Below are 20090 nucleotides of genomic sequence, written 5' to 3' on the forward strand. Positions count from 1 at the left end.
GTGAGCATGTCTGAAGAAAAAGTGGGTCAACACTACCTCGCCGCGCTGCACCAGGCCTACCCGGGCGTGGTGCTGGACGAAGCCTGGCAGACCAAAGACCAGTTAACGATTACCGTGAAGGTGAACTACCTGCCGGAAGTCGTCGAGTTTCTTTACTACCAGCAGGGCGGCTGGCTGTCGGTGCTGTTTGGCAACGATGAACGTAAGCTGAACGGTCATTACGCCGTTTACTACGTGTTGTCGATGGAGAAGGGCACTAAGTGCTGGATCACCGTGCGCGTCGAAGTGGACGCCAACACCCTGGAGTATCCGTCCGTTACGCCGCGCGTACCTGCCGCCGTATGGGGCGAACGCGAAGTGCGTGACATGTACGGTCTGCGCCCGGTCGGCCTGCCGGACGAGCGTCGTCTGGTGCTGCCGGACGATTGGCCGGACGAGCTGTACCCGTTGCGTAAAGACAGCATGGACTACCGCCAGCGCCCGGCACCGACCACCGATGCGGAAACCTACGAGTTCATCAACGAGCTGGGCACCAAGAAAAACAACGTGGTGCCGATTGGCCCGCTGCACGTGACGTCCGACGAACCGGGACACTTCCGTCTGTTCGTTGACGGCGAGAACATTATCGACGCCGACTACCGTCTGTTCTATGTCCACCGCGGCATGGAGAAACTGGCGGAAACCCGTATGGGCTACAACGAAGTCACCTTCTTGTCTGACCGCGTGTGCGGCATCTGTGGCTTTGCCCACAGCACCGCCTACACCACCTCCGTCGAGAATGCGATGGGCATCGTGGTACCGGAACGCGCACAGATGATTCGCGCCATCCTGCTGGAAGTTGAGCGCCTGCACTCGCACCTGCTGAACCTCGGCCTGGCGTGTCACTTCACCGGCTTTGACTCTGGCTTTATGCAGTTCTTCCGCGTGCGTGAAGCCTCTATGAAAATGGCAGAAATCCTCACCGGCGCGCGTAAAACCTACGGCCTGAACCTGATTGGCGGTATTCGTCGTGACTTCCTGAAAGACGACATGATCCAGACCCGTCAGCTGGCGCAGCAGATGCGCCGCGACGTGCAGGATCTGGTGGATATTCTGCTGAGCACGCCGAACATGGAACAGCGTACCGTCGGTATCGGTCGTCTGGACCCGGAAATCGCCCGTGACTTCAGTAACGTCGGCCCGATGGTCCGCGCCAGCGGCCACGCCCGCGACACCCGCGCCGATCACCCGTTTGTCGGTTACGGTCTGCTGCCGATGGAAGTGCACAGCGAACAGGGCTGCGACGTGATTTCCCGTCTGAAAGTGCGTATCAACGAAGTGTTCACCGCGCTGAACATGATTGACTACGGCCTTGATAACCTGCCGGGCGGCCCGCTGGCGGTGGAAGGTTTCACCTACATTCCGCATCGCTTTGCGCTGGGCTTCTCGGAAGCGCCGCGCGGCGATGATATCCACTGGAGCATGACCGGCGACAACCAGAAGCTGTACCGCTGGCGCTGCCGTGCGGCGACCTACGCCAACTGGCCGACCCTGCGCTATATGCTGCGTGGTAACACCGTTTCCGATGCGCCGCTGATTATCGGTAGCCTCGATCCTTGCTACTCCTGTACCGACCGCATGACCGTGGTCGACGTGCGTAAGAAGAAAAGCAAGGTCGTGCCGTATAAAGAGCTTGAGCGCTACAGCATCGAGCGTAAGAACTCGCCGCTGAAATAATTGGGGCATTGCGTGGGGGCCCCTCACCCCGACCCTCTCCCCAAAGGAGCGAGGGGGAAGGACAGATCGCGTGCGTATTCACTGACAACGCCGATCTGTTCCCTCTCCCTTTCAGGGAGAGGGCTAGGGTGAGGGTAAAACCCCGCACGCATCCGGGAGCAACTATGTTTACCTTTATTAAAAAAGCCATTAAAACCGGCGTGACCACCTCGTCTTATCCGCTGGAAGCGATGCCGGTGGATAAAAACTTCCGCGGCAAACCGGAACACAACCCGCAGCAGTGCGTCGGCTGCGCGGCGTGCGTCAACGCCTGCCCGTCGAACGCGCTGACGGTGGAAACCGATCTCGCCGCCAATCAGCTGGCGTGGCAGTTCAACCTCGGTCGCTGCATTTTCTGCGGTCGCTGTGAGGAAGTGTGCCCGACCGCGGCGATCAAGCTGTCTCAGGAATATGAGCTGGCGGTGTGGAAAAAAGAAGATTTCCTCCAGCAGTCTCGCTTCGATATCTGCAACTGCCGCGTGTGTCAGCGTCCGTTTGCGGTGCAAAAAGAGATTGATTACGCGATTGAAATTCTCAAGCACAACGGTGACAGCCGCGCGGAACACCACCGTGAAAGCTTTGAAACCTGCCCGGAATGTAAGCGTCAGAAATGTCTGGTGCCCTCCGATCGTATTGACCTGACTCGCCACATGAAAGAGGCCATCTGATGAGCAACTTAATCGGGCCACGCGACGATAACGGCATGCCAGTGCCGATGACGGTAGACGAATCTATCGCCAGCATGAAAGCGTCGCTGCTAAAAAACATTAAGCGTTCCGCCTACGTTTACCGCGTCGACTGCGGCGGCTGCAACGGCTGCGAAATCGAAATTTTCGCCACGCTGTCACCGCTGTTTGATGCTGAACGTTTTGGCATTAAAGTGGTGCCATCGCCGCGCCACGCCGACATTCTGCTGTTTACCGGTGCGGTGACGCGCGCTATGCGCTCACCGGCGCTGCGCGCCTGGCAGTCTGCGCCGGACCCGAAAATCTGTATCTCTTACGGAGCCTGCGGTAACAGCGGCGGTATCTTCCACGACTTGTACTGCGTCTGGGGCGGCACCGACAAAATCGTGCCGGTCGACGTGTACATCCCCGGCTGCCCGCCAACGCCTGCCGCTACGCTGTACGGCTTTGCCATGGCGCTGGGTCTGCTGGAGCAGAAAATCCATGCCCGCGCGCCGGGCGAGCTGGATGCCCAGCCTGCCGAAATCCTCCATCCGGATATGGTGCAGCCGCTGCGCGTTCAGGTTGACCGCGCCGCGCGTCGCCTGGCGGGCTACCGCTACGGTCGTCAGATTGCGGACGACTATATGCTGCATTTGGGGCAGGGTGACGAGCGGGTTCAGCAGTGGCTGGAGGCAGAAAACGATCCGCGTCTGACGGAAATCGTCACGCAGCTGGGCCATGTGGTAGAAGGAGCGCGAATTCGATGAGCGAACAGGTGGTGTTCAGTCAACTGAGCCGTAAATTCATTGATGAGAACGATGCAACGCCTTCCGAGGCGCAGCAGGTTGTCTATTACAGCCTGGCGATTGGCCACCACCTTGGGGTCATCGATTGCCTGGAAGCCGCGCTGACCTGCCCGTGGGATGACTATCGGGCGTGGATAGCTACGCTGGAAGAGGGCAGTACGGCGCGGCGGAAAATGGAAGGGGTGCCGAAATACGGCGAAATTGTTATCGACAGTAACCACGTGTCGATGCTGGCCAACGCGTTTGACAAAGCGCGCGCACGCCAGACGCCGGAACAGCAGGCGTGGAGCGAAGCGATGCTCAATATGCTGCATGCCATTTATCAAGAAAGCGCCATCTACCTGATGGTCAGGAGGCTCCGTGACTGACGTTTTACTCTGTGTTGGCAATAGCATGATGGGCGATGACGGCGCCGGTCCGCTGCTCGCTGAAATGTGCGCCGCCCAGCCGAAAGGGGCGTGGGTCGTGATTGACGGCGGCAGTGCGCCGGAAAATGACATCGTGGCGATTCGCGAGCTGAACCCTGCACGTCTGCTGATTGTTGACGCTACCGATATGGGGCTGAATCCGGGCGAAATACGTATTATCGATCCGGACGACATCGCCGAGATGTTTATGATGACCACCCACAATATGCCGCTGAACTATCTGGTCGATCAGCTGAAAGACGACGTGGGCGAGGTGATTTTCCTCGGCATTCAGCCGGATATCGTGGGCTTTTATTACCCAATGACTCAGGCCATTAAAGACGCGGTTGAGGTGGTGTATCAGCGGCTGGAAAACTGGCAGGAGAACGGCGGGTTTGCGCAGTTAGAGGCTGAGGACGACGAGTCGTGTTGATCCGTTTGTGATGCCGGGTGGCGCTTCGCTTATCCGGCCTACGTACGGCACGTTTCTGGTAGGCCGGATAAGGCAACGCCGCCATCCGGCACCCTATTTTTACGCCAAATCTTCCCCGTTGCTGGCAATCACCTTCTTATACCACCAGAACGACTTTTTACGCGTCCGCGCCAGCGTGCCGTTCCCCGCATCGTCGCGGTCAACGTAGACAAACCCATAGCGCTTGCTCATCTCCCCCGTAGAGGCTGCCACCAGGTCAATACAGCCCCAGGTGGTGTAGCCCATCAGCGGTACGCCGTCTTCAATGGCGTCACCCATTGCGCGGATATGTTCGCGCAGATAGCTGATGCGGTAATCGTCGTCGATCTGCCCGTCGGCGTTGACCACGTCCTTGGCGCCCAGGCCGTTTTCCACCAGGAACAGCGGCTTCTGGTAGCGGTCATACATCATGTTCATGGTAATTCGCAGGCCGAGCGGGTCGATGCCCCAGCCCCATTCACTGGCCTCGACGTACGGGTTTTTCAGTGACTTGACTATGTTTGCCGCGTTGGTGTTGTTGGCGTTCATCTCCGCCGAGGCGCAGCGCGAGGCGTAGTAGCTAAACGACACGAAATCGACGGTGTGCTTCAGCGCCTCGTCGTCTCCCGCTTCTTTCGCGATGGTGACGCCTTTCTCGCGGAAAACGCGGGCGGAATAGGCCGGGTACGCGCCGCGCGCCTGTACATCGATAAAGAACAGGTTCTCGCGATCTTTCTCCAGCGCTGCCCACACGTCTTCAGGCTTACAGGAGTACGGGTAGAAGTTACCGCCCGCCAGCATACAGCCGACCTGGTTTTGCGGGTTGACCTCGTGGGCAATTTGGGTGGCCAATGCGCTGGCCACCAGTTCGTGATGCGCGGCCTGGTATTTCACCTGATCCTGGTTTTCCCCCTCTTCAAACACCAGCCCGGCGCCGGAGAACGGGCTGTGGAGCATGATGTTGATTTCATTGAAGGTCAGCCAGTATTTCACCAGCCCGTCGAACGCCTCAAAGCAGGTGCGCGCATAGCGGGTGAAAAACGCCACCATTTTGCGATTACGCCACGAACCGTATTCGGTCACCAGATGCATCGGAACATCAAAGTGGCACAGGGTGACCAGCGGCTCGATACCGTATTTTTTGCACTCGCGGAACAGGTCGCGGTAAAAGGCGATACCTTCCTCATTTGGCGTCAGTTCATCGCCGTTGGGGTACAGACGGCTCCAGGCAATGGAGGTACGGAATACGCCAAAGCCCATCTCTGCCATGAGGGCAATATCTTCTTTGTAGCGATGATAGAAATCGATGGCCTGATGGCTTGGATAGAACTCGTCATCGCGCAACGCAAAGCGTTTTTCCTGGCCGAGTTTGACCGGCAGACGGTTGGCGCCGTGCGGAATCATATCCACGGTTGTCAGGCCTTTACCGCCTTCCAGATAGGCCCCTTCGGCCTGGTTGGCGGCAATGGCGCCGCCCCAGAGAAATCCTTGCGGAAATGTCGACATGCGTTACCTCGCTATTAAAAATTATGCCACGCGGGCCGCGGCGGCCGGGGCGGTTGCCTGGCGTTGACGCGCATCGGCGGCGGCATCCTCTACCGGAATATCCTCAAAGCCGAGGATCAGCGTCAGCACGAACGACAGCACCACCGCCAGCGCCATGACGCCAAACACCCATACGATAGTCATCGGATTGGCGGGATCGAAGAACTGTACGCTGGTGAACAGACCCGGTGCGGCCATTGAATGGCTCGCCAGACCGGCGATACCGGCGACGGCGCCGCAGATAAAGCCGCTAATCAGGCTGGCGATTAATGGGCGTTTCAGGCGAACCGCCACCCCGTACAGCGCCGGTTCAGAGATACCGGCAAGAATCGCCGAAGCCGCTGCCGCCAGCGCGGTCTGGCGCAGCTCCGGGTTTTTTGTTTTCCATGCGACCGCCAGTGACGAGCCGCCGAGCGACAGGTTAGCGCCGATTTCTGACGGCATCACCATCCCTTCTTTGCCGGTTTCGGCGATGGTCTGAATTATGGTGGGGGTAAACACGCGGTGCATCCCGGTCATCACCAGCAGCGGCCACAGGGCGCCCATAATGGCGACAGACAGCCAGCCCAGATAGCCGTGAATGGTGTACACCAGCGCGGAGATAGCGCTACCGATCCAGATGCCAATCGGGCCGATCAGGACGATCGCCAGCGGGGCGGCAATCAGCACGATCAGCATGGGTTTCAGGAAGTTTTTGGTGACTGCCGGTGTGATCCGATCGACCCAGCGTTCGATATAAGACAGGCACCAGGTCATCACCAGCGCCGGTATCACTGTGTAGGTGTATTTCACCGCCGTCACCGGAATAAAAGCGAACTCAACGTGCTCGCCCTGGGCGGCCTTTGCCATCAGCTCAATAAAGCTGGGATGCACCAGCACCCCGGCGATAGCAATTGCCAGCGACATATTGGTTTTGAATTTTACCGCCGCCGAGGCGGCGACCATCAGCGGAAGGAAGAAGAACGCGCCGTCGCCGATCGCGGTCAGAATGGTCAGCGTTGGCGCACCTTTCGACAGCACGCCGGTCATTTCGAGGATCATGGCCAGCAGTTTGACCATCGATCCACCGATAATCGCCGGGATCAGCGGAGACATGGTGCCGATCAGCGCGTCGAGTATTCCCGCGCCGACGCGCTTGAAGGTGAGTTTGGGCTTCCCGACCGGAACGGCTGGCTGAAGATCGCCGGGCAGCAGGCTGACCACTTCGCGGTAGGCCTGCGAGACGGTGTTGCCAATGATCACCTGGCACTGGCTGTCGGTACGTACCACGCCCATCACGCCGCTGATGCCTTTAAGCGTGGCGCTATCAACCTGCGAATCGTCTTTGAGCACGAAGCGCAGACGGGTCATGCAGTGCGTGACGGCGGCGATATTATCCACGCCGCCCAGCGCGTTCACCACGGATTGCGCCAGAGCCGCATAATTTTTAGCCATCGGAAAATCCTGTTTTATCAGTAGGGTACTTGTCGCGCATCGGCCGAGGCTGGTCGGCGATGAAACGTTGTATAGGAAACCGGTTCCACATAATCATCTTGTGTTTATTTTGTTGCAGCAAGATCTAATTTTTGTTTTTAATTAATTCGTGAAACCGATCACATGAAAGCGCGAAGACCCCTTTTGCCGCGGTTTTGCCGTTGCTGAAAATCCTCAGACGGTGAAGTACACTGCTGACAGATCATTTCTTAAAGGAACAACGATGACGACGATGCTAGAGGTGGCACGACGGGCGGGCGTATCGAAAGCCACCGTATCGCGGGTGCTATCGGGCAACGGTTACGTCAGCCAGGAAACAAAAGATCGGGTGTTTCTGGCCATTGAAGAGAGCGGCTACCGGCCGAATCTGCTGGCGCGTAACCTGGCGACGAAAAAGACGCAGACGCTGGGGCTGGTGGTCACCAATACCCTTTATCACGGCGTGTACTTCAGTGAACTGTTGTACCACGCGGCAAGCATGACGGAAGATCAGGGGCGACGGCTGGTGCTGGCGGACGGCAAGCACAGCGCGGAGGAAGAGCGGGAGGCCATTCAGTATCTGCTCGACCTGCGCTGCGACGGCATTATTATTTATCCGCGTTTTTTAAGCGTCGACGAAATTGACGACATGATTGAGCAGCAGCCCCAGCCGGTGCTGGTGATTAACCGTCGGCTGCGGCGCAACAGCAGCCACTGTGTCTATTGCGATCAAAAAAATGCCAGCCAGATGGCGGTGGAGCGCTTAATCGCGCTGGGCCATCGCGATATTGCGTTTATTACCGGCTCGCTCGATTCGCCAACCGGCATTGAGCGCCTCTCGGGTTACAAAGACGCGTTGGCTCAGCACGGCATTGCGGTGCGTGACGCGCTGATTGTTGAAGGTAAATGGACGCCGGCCACCGGTGCCGCGGGCGTTGACACGCTGCTGACGCGGCAGGTGCCGTTTAGTGCGCTGGTGGCAAGTAACGATGATATGGCTGTGGGAGCAATCAAGCGCCTCCACGATCGCGATATCGCGGTGCCACAGCAGGTGTCGGTGATTGGCTTCGACGATATCACATTGGCACCCTATATGGTTCCGTCACTTTCAAGCGTACGTATTCCGGTGACGGAGATGATTAAAGAGACCATCCACCGGCTTATTTTTATGCTCGACGGCGGCGATTTTAAATACCAGCAAACCTTCCCCGGTGAACTGATCGCCCGTGACTCCATCGCGGCGGGTCCCCACCGCTAGCGTCGTCAGCTGTCATCGTCATTAGTGACGATGACAGCGAATCTTCACGGTTAATCTAAAAAATATCCTTAAAAATCAACTTTGTAAAAGTTGGCTCGAATAATGCATCCTCCCGCGCAATCACTGTCATAGCTGGAGAAGTTGATGAACCGTTTCATCATCGCTGATGCGAGTAAATGTATTGGCTGTCGTACGTGCGAAGTCGCCTGCGTTGTTTCTCACCAGCAGGACCAGGACTGCGCCGCACTGACGCCACAGTCTTTCCTGCCCCGTATTCACGTTATCAAAGGCGTGGATGTATCGACCGCCACCGCCTGCCGTCAGTGCGAAGACGCGCCGTGCGCCAACGTCTGTCCGAACGGCGCTATCATTCGCGACAAAGGGTTTATTCACGTCATGCAGGAGCGCTGCATCGGCTGTAAAACCTGTGTGGTGGCCTGCCCGTACGGCGCCATGGAAGTGGTGGTGCGTCCGGTCGTTCGCGACAGCGGCGCGGGCCTGAAGGTACGCGCGGAAAAAGCGGAAGCCAATAAATGCGACCTCTGTTTCCATCGTGAAGCCGGCCCTGCCTGTATGGAAGCGTGCCCGACACACGCGCTGTTTTGCGTTGACCGCGACAAGCTGGAACAGCTGAGCGCGGAAAAACGCCGTCGCGCCGCGCTGGAAAGCGCCGCGTCTATCTCTCTTTAATCATCCTTAGATTTCTCTTTTAACAGGTCTGTTACTGATGAAAAAAATCACGAGCGTATGCCCTTATTGTGGCGCGGGTTGCAAACTGAAACTGGTTGTCGACAACGGTAAAATTATTCGTGCCGAAGCCGCCAACGGCCAAACCAACCAGAACGAGCTGTGCCTGAAAGGCTACTACGGCTGGGACTTCCTTAACGACACCCAGCTGCTGACGCCTCGCTTAACGCAGCCGATGATCCGCTATGAGAAGGGCGGCAAATTGACCCCCGTGAGCTGGGATGAAGCGATTCGTTACACCGCGAAGCGCCTTGGCGACATTAAAGCTGAATTCGGCCCGCGCGCCATTATGACTACCGGGTCATCGCGCGGTACCGGCAATGAAACCAACTATGTGATGCAAAAATTCGCCCGCGGCGTGCTGCATACCAATAACGTCGACTGCTGCGCCCGCGTGTGCCACGGCCCATCCGTCGCAGGTTTACAGGACGTACTGGGCAACGGCGCGATGAGTAACAGCATCGGCGATATTGAAAACTCCCGCTGCCTGCTGGTCTTTGGCTACAACTGCGCTGACTCGCACCCGATCGTGGCGCGTCGGGTTATTAAGGCCAAAGAGAAAGGGGCCAAAATTATCGTCTGCGATCCGCGCAAAATTGAAACCGCGCGCATTGCCGATCAGCACTTACAGATGCGTAACGGCAGCAACATGGCGCTGGTGAACGCGTTTGCCCACGTGCTGCTGGAAGAAGAGCTGTACGACAAAGAATACGTCGCCCGCTACACCACCGGGTTGGAAGAGATGCGTGAAGTGGTGAAAGACTACGCGCCGGAAGCGGTGGAATCGCTGACCGGCATTCCTGCTGCACAGGTACGTCAGGCGATGCGCACCTATGCGGCGGCACCGTCGGCGACCATTATGTGGGGGATGGGCGTGACCCAGTTTGGTCAGGCGGTTGACGTGGTGAAAGGGCTGGCAAGCCTGGCGCTGCTGACCGGTAACCTCGGGCGCGAAGCCGTTGGCGTGGGCCCGGTGCGTGGACAGAACAACGTACAGGGCGCCTGTGATATGGGCGTGCTGCCAAACCAGTTCCCCGGCTATCAGGATGTGGTTGACCCGCAGGTACGCGCGAAGTTCGCCAAGGCGTGGGGCATTGATGCCAGCGTAATGGATGACAAAGTCGGCGTACGCATTACCGAAGTCCCGCACCTGGCGCTCGAAGGGAAGGTCAAAGCCTACTACATCATGGGCGAAGATCCGCTGCAAACGGAGGCCGATCTGGGCCTGGTGCGCAAAGGGTTTGAGGCGCTCGATTTCGTGGTGGTGCAGGACATCTTTATGACCAAAACCGCCGAACAGGCGGACGTGCTGCTGCCAGCGACCTCCTGGGGCGAACACGGCGGCGTCTTTACCTGTGCTGACCGCGGCTTCCAGCGTTTCGAAAAAGCCATCGAACCGACCTATAACGTGAAGCGTGACTGGGACATTATCAGCCTGATCGCCACCGAAATGGGCTATCCGATGCACTATGACAATAACCAGCAGATTTGGGACGAAATGCGCGAGCTGTGCCCGCTGTTCTACGGTGTGACCTACGAAAAAATGGGTGACATGGGCCACGTGCAGTGGCCTTGCCCGACGCTGGACCATCCCGGTACGCCATACCTCTATGAAGGCAACGCGTTTGCCACGCCGGACGGTAAGGGCCATCTGTTTGCCGCGCCGTGGCGTGCGCCTGCGGAAAGCCCGGACGCCGAATTCCCGCTGGTGCTGTGTACGGTGCGTGAGGTGGGGCACTACTCTTGCCGCTCGATGACCGGTAACTGCGCAGCGCTGCAGTCGCTGGCCGATGAACCTGGCTTCGTGCAGATTAACCCGCAGGATGCCGCACTGCTGAACGTGCAGGACAAACAGCTGGTCTGGGTTTCTTCACGCCGTGGCAAAGTTATCACCCGCGCTAACGTCAGCGAACGTATCAACCAAGGCAGCGTATACATGACCTACCAATGGTGGATTGGCGCCTGCAACGAACTGACCCAGGACAATCTCGACCCGATTTCCAAAACGCCGGAAACCAAGTACTGCGCGGTAAAAGTGGAAGCGATTGAGGATCAACACTGGGCTGAAAATCATGCGTTACAAAGCTATCAGTCGATGAAAATGCGTCTGAAAGCGGCGGTACACGGGTAAATCACTATGCGTGCGAACGGTGTGCAGATCCGCATTTGCGGAAAAGTACAGGGCGTGGGCTTCCGGCCCTTTGTGTGGCAGCTGGCGCAGCAGCGCGGCTGCCTGGGCGATGTCTGTAATGACGGCGCGGGCGTACTGCTGCGCCTGTACGGCGATGAAGTCGATTTTATCGCCGCGCTGTACCAGCACTGTCCGCCGCTTGCACGCATCGACAGTACCCAGGTCGAGCCCTTTGCGTGGCCGACCTTACCCAGCGAATTTACTATCCGTCAGAGCGGCGCGGGGGCGATGAGCACGCAAATCGTGCCGGATGCCGCAACCTGTCCAGCCTGTCTGGCGGAAATGAACGACCCGCAGCAGCGGCGCTACCGCTATCCGTTTATTAACTGCACCCACTGCGGGCCGCGCTTTACCATTATCAACGCCATGCCATATGACCGACCTTTCACGGTGATGGCGGCATTTCCGCTTTGCCCGCAGTGCGCGGCGGAGTATCGCAACCCTTACGATCGGCGCTTTCACGCCCAGCCGGTGGCCTGCGCGGAATGCGGGCCTTGGCTGACGTGGCACAGCGGCAACCAGCGCGAGCAGAAAGAGGCCGCGCTGACCGCCGCCATCGCGCTGCTGAAGGCCGGCGGCATCGTGGCGGTAAAGGGCATTGGCGGTTTTCATCTGGCCTGTGATGCCACAAACGGCGAGGCCGTAGCCCGACTGCGCGAACGAAAACGTCGCCCGGCGAAACCGCTGGCGGTGATGCTAGCAAACGCCGATGCGCTGCCGATGGATGCCCGCTCGCTGCTGCAAACGCCCGCCGCGCCGATTGTGCTGGTCGATAAAGCCCGCGTGGCGCAGCTTTGCGAGGCCATTGCGCCAGCGCTTGCCGAGGTGGGTGTGATGCTGCCCGCCAACCCACTTCAGCACCTGCTGATACAGGGCGCGGATCGCCCGCTGGTGATGACCTCCGGCAATCTGAGCGGCAAACCACCGGCGCTGAGTAACGCGCAGGCGCTGGCGGATCTGGCGGACATTGCCGACGGTTTTCTGCTGCACAACCGCGATATCGTGCAGCGTATGGATGACTCCGTGGTGCGTCAGAGCGGCGAAATGCTGCGCCGTTCACGTGGCTTTGTGCCGGACGCGCTGCCGCTGCCGCCGGGCTTTCGCGACGTGCCGCCCATGCTGTGTCTTGGCGCAGACATGAAAAATACTTTCTGCCTGGTGCGCGGTGACCAGGCGGTGGTGAGCCAGCACTTTGGCGATCTGACAGACGACGGCGTAGAAAGCCAGTGGCGGCAGGCGCTGGGCCTGATGCAGGCCATCTATGATTTTACGCCGCAGGCGGTTGTGGCTGACGCGCATGATGGCTACCGCTCGTCACACTGGGCCGAACACAGCCCGCTACCGGTACAGCGCGTGTTGCATCATCACGCGCATATTGCCGCCTGCCTGGCGGAGCACGACTGGCCGCTTGACGGCGGAGAAGTGATTGCGATGGCGCTCGATGGCATCGGCATGGGGGAAAACGGCGCGCTGTGGGGCGGCGAGTGCCTGCGCGTGAGCTACCGGGAATGCGAACATCTCGGCGGTCTGCCGCCGGTAGCGCTGCCGGGGGGCGATCTGGCGGCGAAGCAGCCGTGGCGTAACCTGCTGGCTCAATGCCTGGCGTTTGTGCCTGACTGGTTGTCTTTCAGCGAAACCCGGACTTTACAGCAACAAAACTGGCCGCTGCTGAAGCAGGCTATGGCGCGCGGGATCAATAGCCCGCAGGCCTCTTCCTGTGGTCGACTGTTTGACGCCGTGGCCTGCGCGCTGGGCTGTGCGCCGCAGACGCTGAGCTATGAAGGCGAAGCAGCATGCCGGCTTGAAGCGCTGGCCGCGGTCTGTGACGGTATTCGCCACCCGGTCACGATGCCGGTACGCGAGCGCTATCTCGATCTTGCGTCGTTCTGGGAAACCTGGCTGCGCTGGCAGGCGACGCCTGCACAAAAAGCGTGGGCCTTTCACGACGCGCTGGCGCAGGGCATCGCCGAGCTGATGCGCCATCACGCGCGGCAGGCAGGCGTCTCCACCCTGGCCTTCGGCGGCGGCGTGCTGCACAACGCGCTGCTGCGTGCGCGGCTGATGCACTATTTACACGATTTCACTTTGCTTTTTCCGAAGCGGTTACCCGCCGGGGACGGAGCAATTTCATACGGACAGGCCGTGATTGCGGCGGCTCGTCATCTGATTTAAAGGAGTAATTCATGTTGTGGAATGTTCTTCGTCAACAGCCGCGTGCGTCGCTGCTGGTGCTGGCTTTGGTGATGGCGAACTTACTGGCCTGGGGTTGGGCATGGCAAGCATTTGGTCATAACGGCGCGCTGATGGCCGCCAGCCTGCTGGCGTGGGGCTACGGCCTGCGCCATGCGGTCGATGCAGACCATATTGCGGCCATTGATAACGTCACCCGCAAAATGATGCAGCAGGGCAAACGTCCGTTTGGCGTCGGCGCCTGGTTCTCGCTGGGGCACTCCTCGATTGTGGTGTTAGCGTCAGTGGCGATTGCCGCGACGGCGACGGCCTTCCAGCATAAGATGGGCTGGTTCCACGACACCGGCAGCATTATTGGTACCGCCGTCTCCGCCGTGTTCCTGCTGGCGATGGCGCTGGTGAACCTGGTGATTTTGCGCGGCGTGTGGCGCAGCTTCCAGGCGCTGAAGAAAGGGGAATCGGTTTCCGCTGACGCGCCGATCTCCGGTGGGTTGATGAACGCGCTATTCAGCCGTACCTTCCGGCTGATTGGCAAAAGCTGGCATATGTACCTGGTCGGCTTCCTGTTTGGCCTGGGCTTTGATACAGCGACCGAAATTGGCGTACTGGGTATCTCTGCCGCCAGCGCCTCCAGCGGGATGTCGATGTGGTCGATTATGGTATTCCCGGCACTGTTTGCCAGCGGTATGGCGCTGGTGGATACGCTGGACAATATTCTGATGGTCGGCGCCTATGGTTGGGCCTTCAATAAGCCGCAGCGTAAGCTTTACTACAATATGACCATTACCGGTGCTTCTGTGGTGGTGGCGCTGTTTATTGGCGGGCTGGAAGCGCTGGGGCTGATTATGGATAAGTTCGGGCTGACCGGCGGCCTGTGGAATGACGTTGCCGTGCTGAGCGATAACCTCGGTAATGCGGGGTTTGTGGTGATTGGGCTGTTCGCCCTGTGCTGGCTGGTGTCGATGGTGAACTATCGCTGGCGCAACTATGACGCGCTGGTGGTGCGGTAGGGCGCCATCCGGCAATCTGCCACGTGGTGCCTGATGGCGCTACGCTTATCAGGCCTACAGGTGCGGGGTTGGTAGGCCGGATAAGGCGTTTACGCCGCCATCCGGCAATTTGCCGCGAGGTGCCTGATGGCGCTACGCTTATCAGGCCTACAGGTGCTGGGCTGGTAGGCCGGATAAGGCGTTTACGCCGTCATCCGGCAAGCTGCTCGTGCTTAGCTGGCGAGCAGCTTCAACAACCCAAACGCTTCCTTCATTCTCTCTTCACTGACCACGAACGCTCGTAATTTTTGGTCGGCATCGTAGCCCTGCGCCAGCATACCGTCGGCGCGGGTTTCGATCTGCCAGTTCAAATCCTGACGGCGGGTTTCACCGGCCAGATGCAGCGGCAGATCCGGCGTTTTCACCTTTACCAACATGTTTGGCAGCTTCAGCTCCCCGGACTGACCGAGCAGGTTTTTCGCCAGGCACATGGCGCTCATTAAAATCGGCTGCAGGAATGGCATTACCGCCCCGTTAATCTCGGCGCAGTCGCCCAGCGCGTAGATATCCGGATTGCTGGTGCGCAGCGTACCGTCGACCTTCACGCCGCGGTTAATCTCCAGACCCGCCATGCGGGCCAGCGCCGTTTCCGGGCGCAGGCCGGCGGCGGCCACAACGGCATCGACTTCAATGTGGCGATCGCGATCGAAGCTGGCACGAATGCCGGTGGCGGTTTGTTCCAGCGACTGTAGCTGGGTTTTCAGCAGCAGATGGATCCCCATGTCGGTCAGGCGATGCTGCAGGCGGCTGCTGACTTCCGGCGGCATCAGCGACGCCAGAATGCTGGCTGAGCTGTCGACGACGGTAACGGCTTTACCGGCGCGGCAGAAATCCATCGCCAGCTCGCTGCCGATCAAACCGCCGCCAATAATCAGCACCCGCTGTGCATCGCGCAGGGTGCTCTGTGCGGCCCCGAACTCCTGCTGGCTGTTAAGGGTCAGCATCAGCTCTTTGCCCGGTACCGGCGGTACCATTGCCGAGGCGCCGGTGGCGAGGACCAGTTTATCGTACTGCCAGACCTGATTCTGGCTCTTCACCGTATGGGCCTCGGCATCAATTCCGCTCACCCAGGTCTGCGGAAACAGATTCAGGTTGTACTGCTCGGCAAACTCGCCGGCGGTTTGCAGCGTGAGGTCGGCGGCCGTTTGCCCCCGGCTGACCACGTGGCTCAGATCCGGTTTGTTGTACTCGTCGATGCTGTCGGCGGCGATGAGCGTCAGTCTGACGCTCGCATCCTGTTTACGGATGTTTTTCACCAGTTGGCGGGCGGCGAAGCCCGAGCCAACGATCACAATGCCATGAGTCATTTTGCCTCCGTTGCCAGTACGTCGAAGACGTCTTTGCCTAATGAACATTCCGGGCACAGGAAGTTATCCGGAACGTCGCTCCACGGGGTGCCAGGCTGGACGTCCTGATTCGGTTCGCCTTTGGCTGGGTCGTAGATCCACTGACACACGCTGCACTGCATGCTTGGGCCGAGGTCGGCTGCTGCTGCTGCGGCACAGGCGCACGCTTCTTTTGCGCTGGTGGAAGCGGCGGTCATTTCCGGCAGCGGACCCAGCGCCCATTGACGGGCGATTTCACGACCGTGCTGGCGGCACAGCTCCAGCGCATCCAGGTCCGGTCGCCATTTCGCCTTCAGGCTCAGCGACATCTCGAAACCGGCATCCTGCAAACGGGTGGACAGACGGTCGACCGCACCACCGCTCCAGCCGTGAGACCCAAAGGCGCTGGCGCGTTTGTTACGGAAGCGCAGACCGGTCATCTCTTCCACCAGGCCGGCAATTTTCGGCATCATCACGTTGTTCATGGTGGAGGTGCCGACCAGAACCCCTTTAGAACGGAAAACGTTGGTCAGAATTTCATTTTTATCACTGCGGGCGACGTTAAAGATTTTTACCGCCACGTTCGGGTCGACTTCGTTGATCCCTTGGGCAATCGCATCCGCCATCATGCGGGTGTTATTGGACATGGTGTCATAGAAGATGGTGATGCGGTCTTCCTGATAATCCGCCGCCCATTTCAGGTACAGCTCAACGATCTGCGTCGGGTTGTCGCGCCATACCACGCCGTGGGAGGTGGCAATCATATCGACCGGCAGGTTGAAGCCGAGGATCTCGGTGATTTTTGGCGTCACCAGACGGCTGAACGGCGTCAGGATATTGGCGTAGTAGCGCTGGCACTGTTCGAACAGCTCGGTCTGGTCAACTTCGTCGTTGAACAGGCGTTCGTCGCAGTAGTGCTGGCCGAAGGCGTCGTTACTGAACAGCACGGCGTCGCCGGTCATGTAGGTCATCATGCTGTCCGGCCAGTGCAGCATCGGGGTTTCGACGAAGATCAGCTGTTTACCGTTGCCGATGTCCAGGCTGTCACCGGTTTTGACCACGTTGAAGTTCCATTCCGGATGATGGTGGTGACCGTTGATGGAGTCAATGGCGTTGGCGGTGCAGTAAATGGGGGTGTCCGGGATTTGCGACATCAGCTCGGTCAGCGCACCGGCGTGGTCCTCTTCCGCGTGGTTAATAATGATGTAGTCGATATCGGCAAGGTCGATTTCGCTGCGCAGGTTCTGGACGAATTCACGGCTGAATTTATGGTCAACGGTATCGATCAGGACGTTTTTGCCTTCGCGAATCAGGTAGCTGTTGTAGCTGCTGCCGCGCAGCGTTTTGTATTCCGTCCCGTGGAAATCGCGCACTTCCCAGTCACGTTGGCCAACCCAATGAATGTTATTTTTAACCAGAATAGACATAGCAACCTCAATTAATTCAGCGTTTTTCAAAAAAGATGTATTGCTAATTGCAGGTTGCGTGCCAACTTTTTAATTTATTGATTTTTATGGTTTAATTTATTTATACCTCTTTTTTGTTAGTCAAAATGACTATGCATTAAATTGTCAATATGACATGATGCATTGTCAAAATGACAGTGAGGTAGCGATGAGTTTTTCCGTTGACGTACTGGCCGGTATTGCCATTGAACTGCAGCGCGGTGTTGGCCATCAGGATCGCTTCCAGCGGCTGATTACCACGCTGCGCCAGGTGCTGGAGTGCGATGCATCGGCGCTGCTGCGCTATGAAGCGCGGCAGTTTATTCCTCTGGCCATTGATGGCCTGGCCAAAGATGTGCTGGGCAGGCGCTTTACGCTGGAGGGCCACCCGCGGTTAGAGGCGATTGCTCGTGCGGGGGACGTCGTGCGTTTCCCGGCGGACAGCTCGCTGCCCGATCCCTACGACGGGCTGATCCCCGGCCAGGAGAGCCTCAAAGTGCACGCCTGCGTTGGTCTGCCGCTATTTGCCGGGCAGAACCTGATTGGTGCGCTGACGCTCGACGGTATGTCACCGGATCAGTTCGACATCTTCAGCGATGAAGAGCTCAGGCTGATTGCTGCGCTGGCGGCCGGTGCGCTGAGTAACGCGCTGCTGATTGAACAGCTCGAAAGCCAGAACATGTTACCGGGTACGCCGGGCGATTTTGAGCAGGTAAAAGAGACGCAGATGATTGGCCTGTCGCCGGGCATGATGCAGCTCAAAAAAGAGATTGAGATTGTTGCTGCCTCTGATCTTAACGTGCTGATCAGCGGTGAGACCGGCACCGGGAAGGAGCTGGTAGCGAAAGCGATTCATGAAGGTTCACCGCGCGCGGTCAGCCCACTGGTGTACCTCAACTGCGCCGCGCTGCCGGAGAGCGTGGCCGAAAGCGAGCTGTTTGGTCATGTTAAAGGCGCGTTTACCGGCGCCATCAGCAACCGCAGCGGCAAGTTTGAAATGGCCGATAACGGCACGCTGTTTTTAGATGAAATTGGCGAGCTGTCGCTGGCGCTACAGGCCAAGCTGCTGCGCGTGTTGCAGTATGGCGATATTCAGCGAGTGGGCGATGACCGAAGCCTGCGGGTTGACGTGCGCGTGCTGGCGGCGACCAACCGCGATCTGCGTGAAGAGGTGCTGGCCGGTCACTTCCGCGCCGACCTGTTCCATCGTTTGAGCGTGTTTCCGCTTTCCGTACCGCCGCTGCGCGAGCGTGGCGACGATGTGCTGCTGCTGGCGGGCTATTTTTGCGAACAGTGCCGATTGCGGCTGGGCCTTTCCCGCGTAGTGTTGAGCGACGGAGCGCGTGCGCATCTGCAAAACTATGGTTGGCCAGGAAACGTACGCGAGCTGGAACATGCGGTACATCGCGCGGTGGTGCTGGCGCGGGCGACCCGCAGCAGCGGTGAAGTGGTGCTGGAGGCGCCGCATTTTGCCTTACAGGAAGGCGCGCATACGTCGGTTGTTGAAACAATGCCGGTTGCGCCAACGGTGCAAAACCTGCGCGATGCGACCGAGCATTTTCAGCGGCAGATGATTCGCCAGGCGCTGTCGGCGCATCAGAATAACTGGGCGGCCAGCGCCAGAGCGCTGGAGACAGACGTCGCCAACCTGCATCGGCTGGCGAAGCGTCTGGGCCTGAAGGATTAAAGGATCCCGGCCTGATAGAAGTTTTGCAGGTTAATTGCGCCGACCAGACGGTGTTCTTCGTCCACCACCGGGGCGGCGCTGATTTTCAGTTTCATCAGCTTTTCTTTGGCGTCGATCGCGCGCGCCTGGTCGTGAATCGTTACGCCGCCTTTGGTCATCGCCTCGTTGACGCTATCGGCCAGTGAACCGCCGCCCACCAGCCAGCGGCGCAGGTCGCCGTCGGTAAACACGCCGTGAACCTGCAAAACATCATCGCACACCGCCACCATCCCCATACCGGTGCGGCTCAGTTCAAGCATGGCGTCCATCACGCTGGCATGCACGTTGACCTGGGGAATATCAGCCTCTTTGCGCATCAGGTGGTGCACGCGATTAAGCAGACGCGCGCCGAGCGCGCCGGCCGGATGCGAGCGGGCAAAATCTTCTTCACTAAAGCCGCGCGCCTGCATAACGGCAATCGCCAGCGCATCGCCCATCATCAGGGTGTTGACGGTGCTGGACGTCGGCGCCAGGTGCATTGGACAGGCTTCGCGTTCGACGGAGATATCCAGCACCGCGTCGGCGGCTAGCGCCAGTGGTGAATTGGCTTTGCCGGTCATCGCCAGCAGCGTAACGGCTTTCTCTTTGAGGCGCGGAATAATGTAGTCGAGTTCTTTGGCGCTGCCGGAGTAGGAGATAAACAGCATGACGTCGCGACTTTCAACCATACCCAGGTCGCCGTGCAGTGCTTCTGCAGGGTGGACGAAGAAAGCCGGGGTGCCGGTGCTGGCAAAGGTGGCGGCCAGCTTTTTGCCAATATGGCCGGATTTGCCCATTCCGGAAACGATCAGTTTACCCTGGCAGCCGAGAATGGCTTTTGCCGCCTGAACAAAGGTATCGTCGAGGCGATCGGGCAGGCGGCTGGCTTCCTGTAGTTCCAGTAACAGGGCCTTACGCCCGGCGTCTAACAAAAAATCACTCATGACTTTCTCCGATAATTAGCGCGTACACGGTCCGTTTTGCGCGGCGATGATAAAACATTCCGGCCGTTGAGATCATCGATTGCATCATGATTGTTCGACGGCGGCGATTTTTTTCCCCGCCGGATGCGAAGGCGCTTCCTTGCAGCGCGGCG

General features: G+C 58.8%; 16 protein-coding genes. 11 read left to right on the plus strand and 5 right to left on the minus strand.

Translation table 11 applies throughout. From position 1 onward, the window contains the following. Positions 1–6 precede the first annotated feature (6 nt). From hycE to hycI, 5 genes are all read left to right on the plus strand, one after another. Positions 7–1716 carry a formate hydrogenlyase subunit HycE gene (gene hycE / locus H7R76_RS05640; RefSeq protein ID WP_182930134.1) on the plus strand — a complete coding sequence of 570 codons (1710 nt, stop codon included), beginning with the start codon at positions 7–9 and terminating at the stop codon, positions 1714–1716. Positions 1717–1880: 164 nt separating this feature from the next. Further along, positions 1881–2423, plus strand: coding sequence for a formate hydrogenlyase complex iron-sulfur subunit (locus tag H7R76_RS05645; protein ID WP_106928267.1), 543 nt, complete (start codon positions 1881–1883; stop codon positions 2421–2423). After that, entirely contained in the window at positions 2423–3190 is a 768-nt protein-coding gene (locus H7R76_RS05650) for an NADH-quinone oxidoreductase subunit B family protein (RefSeq protein WP_106928269.1), read from the plus strand. The genes H7R76_RS05645 and H7R76_RS05650 overlap by 1 nt, the downstream gene beginning before the upstream one ends. Beyond that, a complete protein-coding gene (locus H7R76_RS05655) occupies positions 3187–3597 on the plus strand; it encodes a formate hydrogenlyase maturation HycH family protein (RefSeq protein ID WP_106928271.1) in 411 nt (136 codons plus the stop codon). The genes H7R76_RS05650 and H7R76_RS05655 overlap by 4 nt, the downstream gene beginning before the upstream one ends. Then, on the plus strand, positions 3590–4069 hold the full coding sequence (gene hycI, locus H7R76_RS05660) for a hydrogenase maturation peptidase HycI (RefSeq protein ID WP_106928272.1): 480 nt from the start codon (positions 3590–3592) through the stop codon (positions 4067–4069). The genes H7R76_RS05655 and hycI overlap by 8 nt, the downstream gene beginning before the upstream one ends. A 99-nt stretch (positions 4070–4168) precedes the next feature. On the opposite strand, the gene H7R76_RS05665 is transcribed toward hycI, so the two are convergent. Next, positions 4169–5593, minus strand: a complete 1425-nt coding sequence (locus tag H7R76_RS05665) for a 6-phospho-beta-glucosidase (RefSeq protein ID WP_182967194.1) — start codon at positions 5591–5593, stop codon at positions 4169–4171. Positions 5594–5614: 21 nt separating this feature from the next. Beyond that, on the minus strand, positions 5615–7066 hold the full coding sequence (gene ascF, locus H7R76_RS05670; protein WP_106928276.1) for a PTS cellobiose/arbutin/salicin transporter subunit IIBC: 1452 nt from the start codon (positions 7064–7066) through the stop codon (positions 5615–5617). A 262-nt stretch (positions 7067–7328) separates the two neighbouring features. Between ascF and H7R76_RS05675 the strand changes: the two genes are divergently transcribed. The 5 genes from H7R76_RS05675 (at position 7329) to H7R76_RS05695 (ending at position 14480) form a co-directional block, all read left to right on the plus strand. Further along, the gene (locus H7R76_RS05675; RefSeq protein WP_106928277.1) at positions 7329–8342 is read left to right on the plus strand and encodes a LacI family DNA-binding transcriptional regulator; all 1014 of its coding nucleotides are present in this window, start codon (positions 7329–7331) and stop codon (positions 8340–8342) included. Between the two features lie 144 nt (positions 8343–8486). Further along, a complete protein-coding gene (gene hydN / locus H7R76_RS05680) occupies positions 8487–9032 on the plus strand; it encodes an electron transport protein HydN (protein WP_106928279.1) in 546 nt (181 codons plus the stop codon). A 37-nt stretch (positions 9033–9069) separates the two neighbouring features. Further along, the gene (gene fdhF, locus H7R76_RS05685; protein ID WP_106928281.1) at positions 9070–11220 is read left to right on the plus strand and encodes a formate dehydrogenase subunit alpha; all 2151 of its coding nucleotides are present in this window, start codon (positions 9070–9072) and stop codon (positions 11218–11220) included. A 6-nt stretch (positions 11221–11226) separates the two neighbouring features. Then, positions 11227–13452 (plus strand): carbamoyltransferase HypF, encoded by a 2226-nt coding sequence (gene hypF / locus H7R76_RS05690; RefSeq protein ID WP_182967196.1) that lies wholly within the window; start codon positions 11227–11229, stop codon positions 13450–13452. Between the two features lie 11 nt (positions 13453–13463). Continuing rightward, positions 13464–14480, plus strand: coding sequence for a HoxN/HupN/NixA family nickel/cobalt transporter (locus tag H7R76_RS05695; protein ID WP_106928285.1), 1017 nt, complete (start codon positions 13464–13466; stop codon positions 14478–14480). A 212-nt stretch (positions 14481–14692) separates the two neighbouring features. Here H7R76_RS05695 and norW read toward each other — a convergent pair whose 3' ends face one another. Together norW and norV are read right to left on the minus strand one after the other, a co-directional pair. Further along, positions 14693–15826 carry an NADH:flavorubredoxin reductase NorW gene (gene norW, locus H7R76_RS05700; protein ID WP_182967199.1) on the minus strand — a complete coding sequence of 378 codons (1134 nt, stop codon included), beginning with the start codon at positions 15824–15826 and terminating at the stop codon, positions 14693–14695. Then, positions 15823–17271, minus strand: coding sequence for an anaerobic nitric oxide reductase flavorubredoxin (gene norV, locus H7R76_RS05705; protein ID WP_106928289.1), 1449 nt, complete (start codon positions 17269–17271; stop codon positions 15823–15825). The genes norW and norV overlap by 4 nt, the downstream gene beginning before the upstream one ends. A gap of 187 nt (positions 17272–17458) precedes the next feature. Here norV and norR point away from each other — a divergent pair, with 187 nt between their 5' ends. Then, the gene (gene norR / locus H7R76_RS05710) at positions 17459–18976 is read left to right on the plus strand and encodes a nitric oxide reductase transcriptional regulator NorR (RefSeq protein ID WP_182930140.1); all 1518 of its coding nucleotides are present in this window, start codon (positions 17459–17461) and stop codon (positions 18974–18976) included. On the opposite strand, the gene gutQ is transcribed toward norR, so the two are convergent. Further along, positions 18973–19938 (minus strand): arabinose-5-phosphate isomerase GutQ, encoded by a 966-nt coding sequence (gutQ, locus tag H7R76_RS05715; RefSeq protein WP_106928293.1) that lies wholly within the window; start codon positions 19936–19938, stop codon positions 18973–18975. The two genes, norR and gutQ, sit on opposite strands and share 4 nt — an antisense overlap. Positions 19939–20090 lie beyond the last annotated feature (152 nt).

This window comes from Klebsiella sp. WP8-S18-ESBL-06 (assembly GCF_014169755.1).
GTDB lineage: Bacteria > Pseudomonadota > Gammaproteobacteria > Enterobacterales > Enterobacteriaceae > Kluyvera > Kluyvera ascorbata_B.

Excerpts from the sequence above, each read along its gene's own strand:
- hycE (WP_182930134.1), top strand. The coding sequence starts at position 7 with ATGTCTGAAGAAAAAGTGGGTCAACACTACCTCGCCGCGCTGCACCAG.
- H7R76_RS05645 (WP_106928267.1), top strand. The coding sequence starts at position 1,881 with ATGTTTACCTTTATTAAAAAAGCCATTAAAACCGGCGTGACCACCTCG.
- H7R76_RS05650 (WP_106928269.1), top strand. The coding sequence starts at position 2,423 with ATGAGCAACTTAATCGGGCCACGCGACGATAACGGCATGCCAGTGCCG.
- H7R76_RS05655 (WP_106928271.1), top strand. The coding sequence starts at position 3,187 with ATGAGCGAACAGGTGGTGTTCAGTCAACTGAGCCGTAAATTCATTGAT.
- H7R76_RS05665 (WP_182967194.1), bottom strand. The coding sequence starts at position 5,593 with ATGTCGACATTTCCGCAAGGATTTCTCTGGGGCGGCGCCATTGCCGCC.
- ascF (WP_106928276.1), bottom strand. The coding sequence starts at position 7,066 with ATGGCTAAAAATTATGCGGCTCTGGCGCAATCCGTGGTGAACGCGCTG.
- H7R76_RS05675 (WP_106928277.1), top strand. The coding sequence starts at position 7,329 with ATGACGACGATGCTAGAGGTGGCACGACGGGCGGGCGTATCGAAAGCC.
- hydN (WP_106928279.1), top strand. The coding sequence starts at position 8,487 with ATGAACCGTTTCATCATCGCTGATGCGAGTAAATGTATTGGCTGTCGT.
- fdhF (WP_106928281.1), top strand. The coding sequence starts at position 9,070 with ATGAAAAAAATCACGAGCGTATGCCCTTATTGTGGCGCGGGTTGCAAA.
- hypF (WP_182967196.1), top strand. The coding sequence starts at position 11,227 with ATGCGTGCGAACGGTGTGCAGATCCGCATTTGCGGAAAAGTACAGGGC.
- H7R76_RS05695 (WP_106928285.1), top strand. The coding sequence starts at position 13,464 with ATGTTGTGGAATGTTCTTCGTCAACAGCCGCGTGCGTCGCTGCTGGTG.
- norW (WP_182967199.1), bottom strand. The coding sequence starts at position 15,826 with ATGACTCATGGCATTGTGATCGTTGGCTCGGGCTTCGCCGCCCGCCAA.
- norV (WP_106928289.1), bottom strand. The coding sequence starts at position 17,271 with ATGTCTATTCTGGTTAAAAATAACATTCATTGGGTTGGCCAACGTGAC.
- norR (WP_182930140.1), top strand. The coding sequence starts at position 17,459 with ATGAGTTTTTCCGTTGACGTACTGGCCGGTATTGCCATTGAACTGCAG.
- gutQ (WP_106928293.1), bottom strand. The coding sequence starts at position 19,938 with ATGAGTGATTTTTTGTTAGACGCCGGGCGTAAGGCCCTGTTACTGGAA.